This is a genomic window from Pseudoalteromonas sp. SiA1 (genome assembly GCF_018732205.1).
In the GTDB taxonomy this organism is placed as follows: domain Bacteria; phylum Pseudomonadota; class Gammaproteobacteria; order Enterobacterales; family Alteromonadaceae; genus Pseudoalteromonas; species Pseudoalteromonas tetraodonis.
The window spans coordinates 2,748,573-2,762,373 of record NZ_CP076084.1 but is presented as its reverse complement, the minus strand read 5'-3'; the positions used below and the strand labels follow the sequence as shown (position 1 = coordinate 2,762,373).

General features: G+C 41.0%; 13 protein-coding genes. 10 read left to right on the top strand and 3 right to left on the bottom strand.

Features of this window, described 5'->3' with window-relative positions; translation table 11 throughout:
• Position 1: 1 nt before the first annotated feature.
• Together lpxL and tolC are read right to left on the bottom strand one after the other, a co-directional pair.
• On the bottom strand, positions 2-925 hold the full coding sequence (lpxL, locus tag KK487_RS12825; RefSeq protein ID WP_138687047.1) for an LpxL/LpxP family Kdo(2)-lipid IV(A) lauroyl/palmitoleoyl acyltransferase: 924 nt from the start codon (positions 923-925) through the stop codon (positions 2-4).
• 372 nt (positions 926-1,297) lie between these two features.
• The gene (tolC, locus tag KK487_RS12820) at positions 1,298-2,656 is read right to left on the bottom strand and encodes an outer membrane channel protein TolC (RefSeq protein WP_013465840.1); all 1,359 of its coding nucleotides are present in this window, start codon (positions 2,654-2,656) and stop codon (positions 1,298-1,300) included.
• A gap of 158 nt (positions 2,657-2,814) precedes the next feature.
• On the opposite strand from tolC, the gene KK487_RS12815 reads away from it, so the two are divergent.
• From KK487_RS12815 to rraB, 9 genes are all read left to right on the top strand, one after another.
• Positions 2,815-3,441, top strand: a complete 627-nt coding sequence (locus KK487_RS12815; RefSeq protein WP_013465839.1) for an NUDIX domain-containing protein — start codon at positions 2,815-2,817, stop codon at positions 3,439-3,441.
• Between the two features lie 31 nt (positions 3,442-3,472).
• Positions 3,473-3,931, top strand: a complete 459-nt coding sequence (locus KK487_RS12810; RefSeq protein WP_215521830.1) for a DUF1249 domain-containing protein — start codon at positions 3,473-3,475, stop codon at positions 3,929-3,931.
• The gene (locus KK487_RS12805) at positions 3,918-4,703 is read left to right on the top strand and encodes a metallophosphoesterase (RefSeq protein WP_215521829.1); all 786 of its coding nucleotides are present in this window, start codon (positions 3,918-3,920) and stop codon (positions 4,701-4,703) included. Before KK487_RS12810 ends, KK487_RS12805 begins: the two co-directional genes overlap by 14 nt.
• Complete coding sequence (locus tag KK487_RS12800) at positions 4,688-5,251, top strand: YqiA/YcfP family alpha/beta fold hydrolase (RefSeq protein WP_215521828.1); 564 nt, start codon at positions 4,688-4,690, stop codon at positions 5,249-5,251. Before KK487_RS12805 ends, KK487_RS12800 begins: the two co-directional genes overlap by 16 nt.
• A 20-nt stretch (positions 5,252-5,271) precedes the next feature.
• Positions 5,272-7,161 carry a DNA topoisomerase IV subunit B gene (gene parE / locus KK487_RS12795; RefSeq protein WP_013465836.1) on the top strand — a complete coding sequence of 630 codons (1,890 nt, stop codon included), beginning with the start codon at positions 5,272-5,274 and terminating at the stop codon, positions 7,159-7,161.
• A gap of 27 nt (positions 7,162-7,188) precedes the next feature.
• Positions 7,189-8,283, top strand: coding sequence for a PQQ-dependent sugar dehydrogenase (locus KK487_RS12790; RefSeq protein WP_033102549.1), 1,095 nt, complete (start codon positions 7,189-7,191; stop codon positions 8,281-8,283).
• Between the two features lie 10 nt (positions 8,284-8,293).
• Positions 8,294-10,591 (top strand): DNA topoisomerase IV subunit A, encoded by a 2,298-nt coding sequence (gene parC / locus KK487_RS12785; protein WP_013465834.1) that lies wholly within the window; start codon positions 8,294-8,296, stop codon positions 10,589-10,591.
• A 165-nt stretch (positions 10,592-10,756) separates the two neighbouring features.
• Entirely contained in the window at positions 10,757-11,470 is a 714-nt protein-coding gene (locus tag KK487_RS12780; protein ID WP_036956639.1) for a 1-acylglycerol-3-phosphate O-acyltransferase, read from the top strand.
• Positions 11,470-11,805, top strand: coding sequence for a ribonuclease E inhibitor RraB (rraB, locus tag KK487_RS12775; protein ID WP_008110603.1), 336 nt, complete (start codon positions 11,470-11,472; stop codon positions 11,803-11,805). The genes KK487_RS12780 and rraB overlap by 1 nt, the downstream gene beginning before the upstream one ends.
• 67 nt (positions 11,806-11,872) lie before the next feature.
• Here the strand turns inward: rraB and KK487_RS12770 are convergent, their stop codons facing one another.
• A complete protein-coding gene (locus KK487_RS12770; protein WP_036956638.1) occupies positions 11,873-12,844 on the bottom strand; it encodes a zinc transporter ZntB in 972 nt (323 codons plus the stop codon).
• A gap of 532 nt (positions 12,845-13,376) precedes the next feature.
• Between KK487_RS12770 and KK487_RS12765 the strand changes: the two genes are divergently transcribed.
• On the top strand, positions 13,377-13,799 hold the full coding sequence (locus tag KK487_RS12765; RefSeq protein ID WP_008110607.1) for an ATP-dependent zinc protease family protein: 423 nt from the start codon (positions 13,377-13,379) through the stop codon (positions 13,797-13,799).
• Positions 13,800-13,801: the final 2 nt, after the last annotated feature.

Genomic DNA, 13,801 nt, shown 5'->3' with positions numbered 1-13,801 from the left:
TTTAATAAAAAGAGGGGGCGTCTTTATCGGGTCGTGTTTTAAAGCGTCTATGTAGCCACATATATTGTTCAGGGGCGGCATTTATTGATTGTTCCATGCGCTGATTAACACGTGTTACATCGGCTTTATCATCGCCGCTCGGGAAGTTTTCAAGCTCAGGCACGATTTCTAAGTGGTACTTTCCGTTGTTATCCCTATAAGCAATTAAGCTCATTGTTTCGCAGTTTTTACTACCTGCAAACATTAGTGTACCAGTGGTGGTTGCTGTATCGGGTACTGCGTAAAAAGGCACAAACTCACAGCGGTTACGGCCATAATCCTGATCGGGTAAGTAATAACACAGTTTTTTATTTTTTAATGATTTTAATAATCCTTTTACGTCTTTTTTTCCAACCATGTATTCATTAGAGCGAAGACGCCCATTGGTAGTAAAGTATTCCATAAGCGGATTGTTATGTGGGCGGTAAAAGCCAATACCTTGGCACTTCAAACCCATTACACGACTTGTCATTTCAAGGTGAAGTATATGTGGAACAAGTAATAAAACGCCTTTTCCTGATTGTTGTACGCGCTCAAAGTGCTCAAGCCCTTTTATTGATCCCAATACTTTTTTGACCCGCCATTGTGGCCACCACCAAGCCATACCGGTTTCAACCATAGCAATACCGGTATTTTCCATATTTTTAAGTACCAGCTGTTGTTGCTCGGCTTCGCTCATCGTGGGGAAACAGTGTTTAATATTAACTTCAGCAATATGCCTTCTGCGCTTCATATATTTATGAACCAAGCGTCCTAGCTGCTTACCCATAGCTAATTGTATTTTTTGCGGTAACCATGAAATGAGATATAAAAATAAGACACCAATCCAAGTTAGCCAATAACGAGGACCTAAAAAAGAGGCTTTAAAAGGGGATGAGTTGACCACAAAAATTTCTCTAAAAATAAAAGGCAAGGGTCTGTTGACCTTTGCGGATTAATATTTGTTCAAACTAGGGGCGGTTTAATCGCGGCGCGAGGTTTGTAACCTAGTGGACTAAGTAAAAACCGAGCAACAAAGAGTTAATTGCCCCTAGGCAGAACCCTTCGGGCAGCGCCTGTTTGGCATTGATGCTGCGTTATCGCCTATTTATGGGGAATAACCACACCACATAGGCTCTGCCTTGCCTAAATACCAAACAGGCTGCTGCAAATTTAACCTTGAAAGGTCAACAGACCCTAGTTTAACGCTATGTGTTAAAAAATACAAAAAGCCAGCAAAAAGCTGGCTTTAGTAATTATTTATAATGAAGTCGTGTGTTTAGTTAACGGTATTTAAACCTTGGTTTATACCCACTAAGTCTTCGCGGCTTAATGTGCCAGTTGCTTGTTTTAAGCGAAGCGTTGATACAACATAGCGATAACGCACATCAGCAAGATTACGCTTTGCGTTGTATAAGTTTTGCGTACTGACGAGCACATCAACAATGGTACGTGTACCCACTTCAAAACCCGCTTCCGTGGCTTTTAATGCGCTTTGTGCTGAAATAACCGCTTGTTCAAGCGCTTTATAGGTCGCAATATCAGATACCACTTGGTTATAAGAAGTAATAACAGAGCGAGTTACTGCGCGATAATCCGTTTCAAAATCTTGGCTCGCAGCAACGTAAAATGCACGTGCTTGATCTGTTGCAGCAACCGTTGCGCCACCAGAGTAAAGTGGTACGCTAAAGTTAAGTCCAACAGATGTTGAATCTGAACGAGGCTGGTCGTCAAAACTAGCGCCATTTAACTCGCTATCTGTTAATGAGTCGCCGTAACTAGCATTTAAAGTTAGTTTTGGATAATGCCCTGCTTTAGCAAGTTCAATTTGCTCTTTAGCGATATCAACCGTTATTTTTGATACTTGCAGATTTAAGTTTTTGTCTTTCGCTATTTTAACTAAATCCGTTGCAGGCGTACTTGGCTTAACAGTAGAAAATGTTTCGGTGTTTAACATATCCAGCTTTGCATGGTATTTACCGGTGATCTCACGTAGTTGCTCACGGGCTGTTTCTACCGCATTATTAGCAATGATTTCTTGCGCTACTGAGTTATCAAATTGTGCTTGTGCTTCATGTACATCGGTAATAGCCGTTAAACCTACAGCGTAACGTTGTTTAGTTTGTTCAAGTTGGCGCTCAATGGCACGTTTTTCAGCTTGTACAAATTCAAGGTTATCAATAGCGCTTAATACGTTAAAATAGCCTTCAGCCACACGTACTATTAAATCTTGTTTAGCAAAATCGTACTGGCCACTAGCTTGCAGTGCTTGTTTGTCAGCAATGCCGAGTGAATTCCACGCGCCCAAATCAAATAGCGTTTGGCTTAAGCTAATACCACGTCTGAATTGGTCCGTTTCACTTTCGACTTTAACTTGGTTTGATAAATCGCCTACGCTTTGAAAAGAGGTCGAGTCACTTTTTTCATAACTCATGCTTAAACCAATTTGCGGTAATAGTGCGCTCATAGCGCGATCGCTTTGGTATGATTGTGCATCAGCTTGGGCTTTTGCTTTTAAAACGGTAGGATCGTTGGCTGTTGCGATTTCAAAAACTTGAAGTAAATCTTCTGCATTGGCTACGGTTGAGCCCAATGCGCATGATAAACTAACCAGTGCAGCAAGGATGTTCTTTTTCATGTGATGTTCGGTCCTTAGACAATTTTTGTACTAGTAGCATGTTAACCTGTTTTAACTAATAACTAAAAAAAAAATTAGTAAAACAGCGTTCTCAAGTGTAACAGAATATATACCTAAATGACGTTGATGTATTTGCACCCTCAAAAAGGAAAGAATAGATGGCGAATAAAAGTCGTATTAAATTTACCCATGACGATGTGAGATTAAAACCAATTGAAAATTTGTATGATGGTTTTTTTAAAATAAACCTTTATCAATTTAAGCATGCCTTATTTGCGGGTGGAGAGTCTGAGGTTATTCGTCGAGAAATTTTAGAGCGTGGCGATGCGGTCGCAGTTTTACCTTATGACCCAGTAACTGAGCAAGTGCTGCTAATTGAACAAATTCGAATTGGCGCAATTAAAAGCAAACACACGCCTTGGCTGTTAGAATGTATAGCGGGCATGACCGATGGCAGTGAAGATTACGAGTCGGTTGTTAAAAAAGAAGCGTTTGAAGAAGCGGGACTTAATTTAACAGAACTTGAGTTTATGTTGTCTTACCTTTCAAGCCCCGGCGGTACTACAGAGCGTTTATATTTATATTTAGCTCACGCCGACTTAAGCCAAATTAATACCGGTATATATGGCTTAGACACCGAAGGTGAAGATATTAAAACGCATATTATGGATTTAGATGAAGCATTTGAGCGACTCAATCGTGGCGAGATAGATAATGCGGCTACGGTAATTTGCTTGCAATGGTTAGCACTAAATCGCGACAGAATACGTAAGAAGTGGGCATAGTTTTTAATTTTTTAATAGTAATGGCGGTATTTTGACAGCACTTTTAACGACTAATCGATACATTCAAAGCCTTCCAAAGTATTTAACACTTTGTGAGCATAATTACGTACGCCTTTTAAAATTACTACCTAGTGAACGAGCGATTGGCAGTGTTAGAGAAATCAAACTGGGCTACAGTGAATTTGCCATCAACATAGATGACAATGCCAAGTACACCCTTGATGTATCTATTAAACAGTTATCAGGAATGGTAAGTGGTATTTCGCCTTTGTATTTAACCGTGCGCTTATATAATGATGCTAAAGTAGCCGAAATTGTCCATCATGATTACCACCAACGAATCAAACCTTCCTATGGCTACCCTAATCCTAAGATGCATCAAAAAGATGAAAAGTATCAGTTGAATGCTTTTTTATATGATTGGTTGGTTGCCTGTGTAGAGCGAGGTCAATCAACACTTAATTGGGATGTAAATAATGGCTTGGTTTGATGATACGTATTATTTTGAGCAAGCCCAGCTTCGTATAGCCCATATAACGGATTGTCACCTTTTTAGCGATAAGCAGGGCGAGTATTTTGGGGTTAACACCGTAGAACATTTTACTAGGGCACTTACAGATATAGCAAAACAGCAGCCTGATGCCTTGATATTTGGTGGCGATTTAACCCAAGATCACAGCTTTAATTCCTATTTATTATTTGCTGAACTGATTCATAATAGTGACCTTGATTGCCCCGTATTTTGGGTTCCCGGCAATCATGATGAAATTGATCAGCTCAATTTAATTAGTGGCGGGCAAATACAACGCGCTAAACATATTGTGGCGCAAGGGTTTGAACTGATATTAATTAATTCTAAAGGAAATACCCCTGCTGGGTGGGTGACGCCCTCGCATTTAGAGGAAATTATGGCGTGTTTAGTCGATTCAGATAATCGTCATATTGTATTTTGCCATCATAACCCATTGCCTATTAATGGCTACCTAGATAAACACATACTAGAAAATGGGCCGCAGCTATTAAATTTATTAGTTAATAATGGCCGCGTTGATGCGCTGTTTCATGGGCATGTTCACAATGACTACCAACAGCAATTTAGAGAGCTTGATATTTACGCGACACCGGCCAGTTCCGTGCAGTTTACAAAGCACAGTGCTACTTGGCAGCAAGAAGATAAAGGGGCGGCTTATCGTATGCTGCACTTAAATGCTGAGCAACAAAAGGTGCATATACGCACGGACGTGGTATGGTTAAACGAGTAATCTATATTCACGGTTTTAATAGCTCTGAAAAATCATATAAAGCTGTGCGCTTTGGTGAGCTTATGGCACACTATGATGTTGATTATTGTGTGCCGCGCTTAAACCATGAACCTATAGAGGCGATTATAGCGCTTGAACAACTATTAACACCGAATACCGTATTATTGGGCAGCTCGTTAGGTGGTTTTTTTGCCACGTATTTATCGCAGCGTTATCAAATTCCTGCGGTGGTAATTAATCCTGCCGTTGCCCCATATACATTATTAGAGCCTATACTTGGGCCTAATTATAATCCGTATCAAGATTATAATTACCAATTACAATCTCGTCATATAGATGCGTTAAAAGCATTAACGGTGACAGAGTTAAAACACCCTGAGCTGTTGTATTTATTACAGCAAACAGGGGATGAAGTGTTACATTTTCAGCACGCAATAAAGTATTACTCACAATGTAAACAGTTAATTGAATTTGGCGGCGATCATAGCTTTAATGGCTTTGAGCGAGCTTTTTCAAGCATTGTCGATTTTCTTAAAATCAGATATTAGCGTATATAAAGATAAAAACTATGACTCAACAAAATTATAACGCCGAAGCCATTGAAGTACTTAATGGATTAGAGCCGGTAAAACGCCGCCCAGGCATGTATACAGACACATCGCGCCCCAATCATTTAGGCCAAGAGGTTATTGATAACAGTGTTGATGAAGCAATGGCCGGGCATGCGACGCGTATTGATGTCATTTTGCATGAAGATAACTCACTTGAAGTGAGCGATGATGGTCGGGGGATGCCGATAGATATTCACCCTGAAGAAGGTATTCCTGGGGTTGAACTAATATTCACCAAATTACACGCAGGTGGTAAGTTTTCAAATAAAAATTACCAGTTCTCTGGTGGTTTGCATGGGGTAGGTATCTCGGTCGTTAATGCGCTATCTACCCGTGTGGAAGTAACGGTTCGCCGTGACGCACAGCAATTTAGAATGGCTTTTGAGCATGGCGATAAAGTTGAAGATTTAAATGTTATTGGCTCAGTGGGTAAACGCAATACCGGTACTACCGTGCGCTTTTGGCCAGATACCAGCTATTTTGATTCTGCTAACTTTTCACTGACTAAGCTTAACCATTTATTAAAAGCCAAAGCGGTACTATGCCCAGGTTTGCGTATTAAGTTTGTAAATAAACAAACGAAAGAAACCCAAGAGTGGTTTTATGAAACCGGCTTAAAAGATTACTTAGTAGAAGCAGTTAAAGGCTATGAGATACTGCCTAAAGACCCATTTGTAGGTGAGTTTTCAAGTTCTATTGAAGGCGCTGATTGGGCCGTTGTATGGATGCCTGAAGGCGGTGAGTCAACAGCCGAAAGTTATGTAAACTTAATTCCTACCGCACAAGGTGGCACCCACGTAAATGGCCTGCGCCAAGGGCTTTTAGAGGCGATGCGTGAATTTTGTGAATTTAGAAACTTATTACCACGTGGTGTAAAGCTCACCCCAGATGATATTTGGGAACGTTGTAGTTATGTATTGTCGGTAAAAATGCAAGACCCACAATTTGCAGGGCAAACCAAAGAAAAACTCTCATCACGTTCATGTGCTGCGTTTGTATCGGGTGTCGTAAAAGATGCCTTTAGCTTATGGCTAAATGAGCACACTGACACCGCAGAGTTACTTTCTGAATTATGTATTTCAAATGCACAGCGTCGCTTACGCGCGGCTAAAAAAGTAGTTCGTAAACGTGTTACTTCAGGCCCTGCATTACCAGGCAAACTGACCGATTGTAGTGCTGCTGATAATGACCGCACGGAATTGTTTTTAGTAGAGGGTGATTCAGCGGGTGGCTCAGCTAAACAAGCGCGAGATCGTGAGTTCCAAGCAATCATGCCACTAAGAGGTAAAATTTTAAATACTTGGGAAGTAGAATCAGGGCAAATTTTGGCCTCTCAAGAAGTGCATGATATTTCAGTGGCATTGGGTATTGACCCCGATTCAAGTGATTTATCAGGGCTGCGTTACAATAAAATATGTATATTAGCGGATGCTGACTCGGATGGACTGCACATTGCCACTTTATTGTGTGCCTTATTTGTGCGCCACTTCCCACAATTGGTAAAAACTGGGCATGTGTATGTTGCTATGCCACCGCTGTTTAGAATTGATATTGGTAAAGATGTTTATTACGCGCTTGATGAAGATGAAAAAACCGGAATTTTAGCGCGTATAGAAGCAGAGAAAAAACGCGGTAAGGTAAACGTGCAACGCTTTAAAGGCTTGGGTGAAATGAACCCGCTACAATTGCGTGAAACAACCATGGATCCAAATACCCGTCGTTTAGTGCAGCTAACACTTGATGAAGAAGAACAAACAATGGAAATGATGGATATGTTACTTGCTAAAAAGCGTTCATCAGATCGCCGCCAATGGCTTGAAGATCACGGTAACAAAGCACAAGTTTAATAAGCCTTTGGGCTACAGGAGAGGCAAATGAAAAGACTATTTAGCACACTGTTGTTAGTCGGCTTTATGTCATCGCCAGTGATGGCGAAAAATATTCTCGACAAGCTGACGGCTGCCCCAGGGTTTGAAATAAGCTTATTTGCTGATGATGTTGAAAATGCTCGGCAAATTGCAGTATCAAGCCGAGGTATAGTGTATGCAGGTTCGCGTAATGCGGGTAATGTGTATGCATTGATTGATCATAACAGCGACGGCGTTGCAGATAAAAAAATAGTGATTGCAGAGGGACTGAATATGCCCTCGGGTTTAGCGATTAAAGACGGTGATTTATATGTCGGTGAAGTGCACCGTATTATTCGTTTTAAAAATATCGATAAACACCTCAAAAACCCTGAATATGAAGTGTTTTATAGCGATTTACCGTCAGAGCGCCACCATGGCTGGAAATTTTTACGCTTTGCGCCAAACGGCGAGCTGATTATTCCGGTGGGTGTTCCCTGTAATATTTGCGAAGAAGATCCTCGGTTTGGTCGTATTTTTTCGTTAAACACCGACACCAAAGAAATAACCACTTTAGCCAAAGGTGTGCGCAATACTGTAGGCTTTGACTTTCACCCTAGCACGCAAATGCTATGGTTTAGCGATAATGGCCGCGACATGATGGGGGATGATATTCCACCCGATGAGCTAAACCGCATCACTAAAGAAGAAGAACATTTTGGTTTTCCATACGTGCATGGCGGCGTTATTGTTGATCCGGAGTTTGGTGAAGGCAAAAACATTGCTAACTACACTCAACCTGCATTGGCATTAGGTGCGCATGTTGCGCCATTAGGTATTCATTTTTATACCGGCAAGCAGTTCCCTGATAGCTATAAACAACAGTTATTTGTAGCTGAGCACGGTTCATGGAACCGCTCTAAAAAGGTCGGTTATAAAGTGGCAGTGGCAACTATAGAAAATGCTAAGGTAACAAAGTATACGCCACTGATCACCGGCTTTATGCAAGACGAAACGACATTTGGACGCCCTGTTGCATTTGCACAATTAAATGATGGCAGTCTATTGGTAAGCGATGATTACGCAAACGTAATTTACCGCGTAAGCTATAAGAAAAACTAGGTAAGCTTTAATGAGTGATACAGATACCTTGCTAATGCAAGGAATTGAACAACAAACAATGGGGCGTTTTACCGAAGACGCCTATTTAAATTATTCAATGTACGTGATCATGGATCGTGCCTTACCGCACGTTGGTGACGGCCTAAAACCAGTGCAACGTCGTATTATTTATGCGATGAGTGAGTTGGGATTATCGGCAAATGCAAAATACAAAAAATCAGCCCGTACCGTGGGTGACGTATTAGGTAAATACCATCCTCATGGTGATAGTGCCTGTTATGAAGCCATGGTACTGATGGCGCAGCCGTTCTCTTATCGCTACCCCTTGGTGGATGGGCAAGGTAACTGGGGTGCAGCTGATGATCCTAAGTCATTTGCGGCAATGCGTTACACTGAAGCGCGTTTATCTAAATTCTCTGAGGTATTACTCAAAGAATTAGGCCAAGGGACCGTTGATTGGACGCCAAACTTCGATGGCACCATGGATGAGCCTTTAGTGTTGCCATCGCGCTTACCGCATATATTACTTAATGGGGTAACTGGTATTGCTGTGGGTATGGCAACCGATATACCACCGCATAATGTGCGTGAAGTGGCCAGTGCCTGTTGTTTATTACTTGATAAGCCAAAAACAGAGCTCGAAGAGTTACTGGATTTAGTGCATGCGCCAGATTACCCAACCGATGCTGAAATAATTACGCCTAAAGCTGATATTCACAAAATTTATAAAACCGGCCGTGGCTCAATTAAAATGCGTGCAGTGTATTGTGAAGAGCAGGGCGATATCGTCATTACCGCTTTGCCGCACCAATGTTCGGGTGCAAAAGTACTTGAGCAAATTGCAGCGCAAATGAACGCTAAAAAGTTACCAATGGTGGCTGACTTACGTGATGAGTCTGATCACGAAAATCCAACCCGTATTGTGATTGTGCCGCGTTCAAACCGAATTAAAGCTGAGCCATTAATGGCGCACTTATTTGCAACAACCGATCTTGAAAAAAATTACCGCGTAAACTTAAACATGCTGGGCTTAGATGGCCGTCCACAGGTTAAAGACTTACGTAGTATTTTAACTGAATGGTTAACCTTTAGACGTGAAACAGTGCGTCGTCGTTTGCAATATCGACTCGATAAAGTACTCGCAAGATTACATATTTTAGAGGGCTTGCTTGCTGCCTTTTTAAATATTGACGAAGTTATAGAAATTATCCGCTCTGAAGATAAGCCTAAACCATTATTAATGGAACGCTTTGAGTTAACCGATATTCAAGCGGAAGCCATTTTAGAATTAAAACTTCGCCATTTAGCAAAACTTGAAGAGTTTAAAATTCGTGGTGAGCAAGACGAATTAGCCAAAGAGCGTGACAAATTAGAGCAAACATTAGGCTCAGACCGTCGCATGTCGACGTTGCTTAAAAAAGAAATTCAAGAAGCCGCAGAAATGTATGGCGACGATCGTCGCTCACCTGTTATTGAGCGTGTGGAAGCCAAAGCACTGAGCGAAAAAGATTTAATCCCTTCAGAGTCTGTGACTGTTGTTTTATCTGATAAAGGCTGGGCACGTGTTGGTAAGGGGCATGACTTAGATGTAGAAGGGTTAAATTACCGTGCCGGTGATGGCTATAGAGCATCAGCGCGAGGTAAAAGTAATCAACCTGCGGTATTTTTAGATTCAGCAGGGCGTGCATTTGCGACCGATGCGCATAGCCTTCCTTCTGCAAGAAGCCAAGGCGAGCCTATGACAGGGCGCTTTAACTTAACCTCAGGCGCAAGCTTTGAGCACGTAGTTATGGGTGAAGACGCTCAAGTATTGCTAATGGCTTCTGATGCCGGTTATGGCTTTATTACTGACTTTAAAGATTTAGTCAGTAAAAACAAAAACGGTAAAGCCTTAGTGAGTGTGCCAAAAGGTGGTGTGTTACTTTCGCCAATTCGCGTGAATGACGTTGCCAGTGATTACTGTATGGCAATTTCTAACGAGGGACGAATGTTGTTATTCCCACTGCGTGATTTACCTAAGCTAGGTAAAGGCAAGGGCAATAAGATTATTTCTATTCCGGGCGCTAAAGTACAAGCGCGCGAAGAGTTTGTAAAAGTATTAGCTGTTGTGCCGCAAGGGAGCAGTGTTACGCTGCATGCAGGTAAGCGTAAATTGACGCTTAAACCAAGCGACCTTGAGCATTACCATGGCGAGCGAGGCCGCAGAGGGAACAAGTTACCTCGTGGTTTACAGCGCGTTGATGAAGCCGTGGTAGAGTTAACACCTCAGCAAGTTGATGAGCCAAATTCAGATACTGAGCAAAGTTAAAACACTCGGAAAATTAGACTAAATTAGATAACGGCTTACTTAGGTAAGCCGTTTTTTATGACTGTTTTATTTCAGCGAACGCTTGTGCGCTATTTTCTCGTCTGCGCAACAAAATAACGTTATAATAAAGCAATACATGATTGTGGTTATATTGGAGAGGCGCACTTGCTAGCTGTTATACGTATTTTAATAATGCTGTTGTTTATATTATTAAGTTGTTTTTTTGGTTTGTTGTTATCAATATTTAGACCATTTCATCCTAATAATGTGCACGTTATTGCAAGTTGGTTTGGCTCAATGGCTAAAATGCTTGGGGTTAAATTAGAACTAAAATATCACCCTGATGCGCTTAAGGTGGGGCCTGCTGTGTATGTAGCGAATCATCAAAATAGCTACGATTTATTTACTATTCCAGCCATGGTACCAAAAAATTGTGTGAGCGTTGGCAAAAAAAGTCTTAAATGGATCCCATTTTTTGGGCAGCTTTATTGGTTGTCGGGTAATATTTTAATCGACCGTTCAAATCGTTCAAAAGCTGCTGGCACAATCTCAAAAGCAGCGGCTAAAATAAAACAAAAAGGCTTATCGGTGTGGATGTTCCCTGAGGGGACGCGTAGTTATGGTCGTGGTTTACTCCCCTTTAAAACCGGTGCATTTCATACCGCAATGAGTGCAGAGGTGCCTGTTGTGCCAGTATGTATGAACACAACCGATAAAACCATTAAACTAAATCGCTGGGATAATGGTACAATTTACATTGAAATGTTAGCCCCCATAGCACTTGATAACAGTATCAGTGCCCGTGAACATGCTAAAAGTGTGCACAGTGTTATGGCTGCTAAAATAACAGAATTAGATGCTCAAGTGAGAGAGAAATAATGGAAAACTGGCGTGAAATAAGTGAAGACATCGTAACTTCACTACTTGAAGATGGTTCCGATCCAGAAATTCTTTATGAAGTAGAACACCACTTTGTATGTGAAGACTTTACTAAGTTAGAACAAGCGGCATTGGCTGCGTTTAAACTAGGTTACGATGTAGAAGAGCCAGCAGAACTTGAGCTTGAAGACGGTGAAAAAATTTGGAGTTTTGACATTGTTGTTGAAGCCGAGTTAGATGTCGACGTGATAATGGAAGACGTTGACAAACTCGCGCAACTTGCTGTTGAATGCGATGTTGAATACGACGGTTGGGGCACTTACTTTCAAGAGTAAAGATTACCAATGCAAAAGGCGAACAATATGTTCGCCTTTTTTGTGCCTTGTTGGATCTGTATTGTAATTACAGCCACTTTTTATTTTTAAAGTAAATACCAATCCCACCAGTTAAAACAATTAAAAACACCACAAATGCAGTGAATGCATAGGGGCTTTCTGTTCCAGGTATACCGCCGACATTGACCCCCAATAATCCAGTTAGAAAGCCCAGCGGTAAAAATAAAGCAGCCACCACCGACATTACATACATCCGCTGATTTAATTGCTCAGAGACCTGATTTGTAATGGTTTGTTGGATAACAAGTGCGCGCTCTATTGAACTATCGAGCTCTTCTAAATAGCGAATAAGTAAATTGGTGGTTTCATTTAGCTTGGCTTTATCATCGTCAAAAAGCCATGGGTAATGATTATTAACCATGCTACTGAGTGCTTCTTTTTGTGGTTTTAAGTAACGTTTTAGCGCGATGGTTTGACGGCGAAGTTGCGACAAGCCTTGATTATCAAACTTTTTACTGGGCTCATCAATTTCCTCTTCAAAATCATCTAAGCTTTCATCTAGCTCATCAATTACTGTTTGCATACGTGAAGTGAGCTTGTGCGCTAATGTACACACCAATTCAGAAATACTGCATGGCCCCTCATTAATATTCAACGAGGCTAGAATATCTTGCACTGATAATAATCGGCGCTTACGCGTGGTGATCACCACATCGTTATTTATAAATAACCGAATAGATACCATGTCTTCAGGGCTTTGTGCTGGGTTTAAGTTGATCCCGCGTAAAAATAACATATGGCCATTAGTTGTTGGCGTTATTCGTGGACGCGTTTCATCAGCAGTGAGTGATTCCAGTTCATAGTCGTTTAACAGCCCGCAGTTTTTTAACCAATCTACCGCATCTGTTTGGCTGTAGTCCATATGCACCCACAGTTTTCCATCAGTAGGTTGCCATTGGTGTAATTGCTTGCTGTTTTCTATGGGGCGTGCACCGCCTTTTTCATCAAGAATAAGCGCATGAAGTAAGCCATTAATCATAATAATTTCTCATCGATAGTATATTTTCAATACAGTTAACTGTAATGTATTTAGGATCTGTTTATCTTTCAAGGTTAAATTTACAGCAGTCTATTTGGTATTTAGGCAAGGCAGAGTGTGGTTATTCCCCATAAATAGGCGATAACACAACATCAATGCCAAATAGGCGCTGCCCGAAGGGTTCTGCCTAGGGGCAATTAACTCTTTGTTGCTCGATTTTTACTTAGCCCACTAGGTTACAAACCTCGCGCCGCGATTAAATTGCCCCTAGTTTGAACAAATATTAATTCGTAAAGGTCAACAGACCCTAGTTAAATAAATAAAATTTAGCTTTACTTTGTATATGTTAAACTGAGTTTAACAACAAAAACTTATGTTTTAGCCTATGGTTAAATGCATACGTAAGAGCTGCATTGTTAAACGAGTTAACTTAAAAGGTCAATCAAATCGGCTTATCGAGTAGATTAATTTATTTTGTTGGTGTTTTATTTGCTGTAGCGTATAAAACACTTTTTTTACTAAGGGCACATTTATGACGACAAAAATAACAGTTGGTTGGCGTGAGTGGTTGAGTTTACCCGAGCTGGGCATCGAGCAAATTAAAGCAAAAATAGATACCGGTGCACGTACTTCCTGTATTCATGCAATTAATATTGAAGAATATGAAGTGGAAGGCGAAAAATGGGTTAAATTTATAGCCCAACCATTGCAAGAAGACGAGCAAACGCAAATCACCTGCAATGCCAAAGTTAAAAAAATGAAGTACGTTACCAGCTCTAGTGGCCAAAAAGAACTGCGTTACTTTATTGAAACTACATTACATGCTGGCGAATTTAGTTGGCCAATAGAAATTACATTAACAAGTCGTGCGTCAATGAAGTTTAGAATGTTATTAGGACGCACAGCTATGGAAAATCGTATAGTCGTTGATCCGGCTTTATCACATTTATTATAAGA

Bases quoted from the DNA above. Each gene is read 5' to 3' on its own strand.
- tolC (WP_013465840.1), bottom strand. From the start codon at position 2,656: ATGAAAAAGAACATCCTTGCTGCACTGGTTAGTTTATCATGCGCATTG.
- KK487_RS12815 (WP_013465839.1), top strand. From the start codon at position 2,815: ATGGCGAATAAAAGTCGTATTAAATTTACCCATGACGATGTGAGATTA.
- KK487_RS12805 (WP_215521829.1), top strand. From the start codon at position 3,918: ATGGCTTGGTTTGATGATACGTATTATTTTGAGCAAGCCCAGCTTCGT.
- KK487_RS12800 (WP_215521828.1), top strand. From the start codon at position 4,688: ATGGTTAAACGAGTAATCTATATTCACGGTTTTAATAGCTCTGAAAAA.
- parE (WP_013465836.1), top strand. From the start codon at position 5,272: ATGACTCAACAAAATTATAACGCCGAAGCCATTGAAGTACTTAATGGA.
- KK487_RS12790 (WP_033102549.1), top strand. From the start codon at position 7,189: ATGAAAAGACTATTTAGCACACTGTTGTTAGTCGGCTTTATGTCATCG.
- parC (WP_013465834.1), top strand. From the start codon at position 8,294: ATGAGTGATACAGATACCTTGCTAATGCAAGGAATTGAACAACAAACA.
- rraB (WP_008110603.1), top strand. From the start codon at position 11,470: ATGGAAAACTGGCGTGAAATAAGTGAAGACATCGTAACTTCACTACTT.
- KK487_RS12770 (WP_036956638.1), bottom strand. From the start codon at position 12,844: ATGATTAATGGCTTACTTCATGCGCTTATTCTTGATGAAAAAGGCGGT.
- KK487_RS12765 (WP_008110607.1), top strand. From the start codon at position 13,377: ATGACGACAAAAATAACAGTTGGTTGGCGTGAGTGGTTGAGTTTACCC.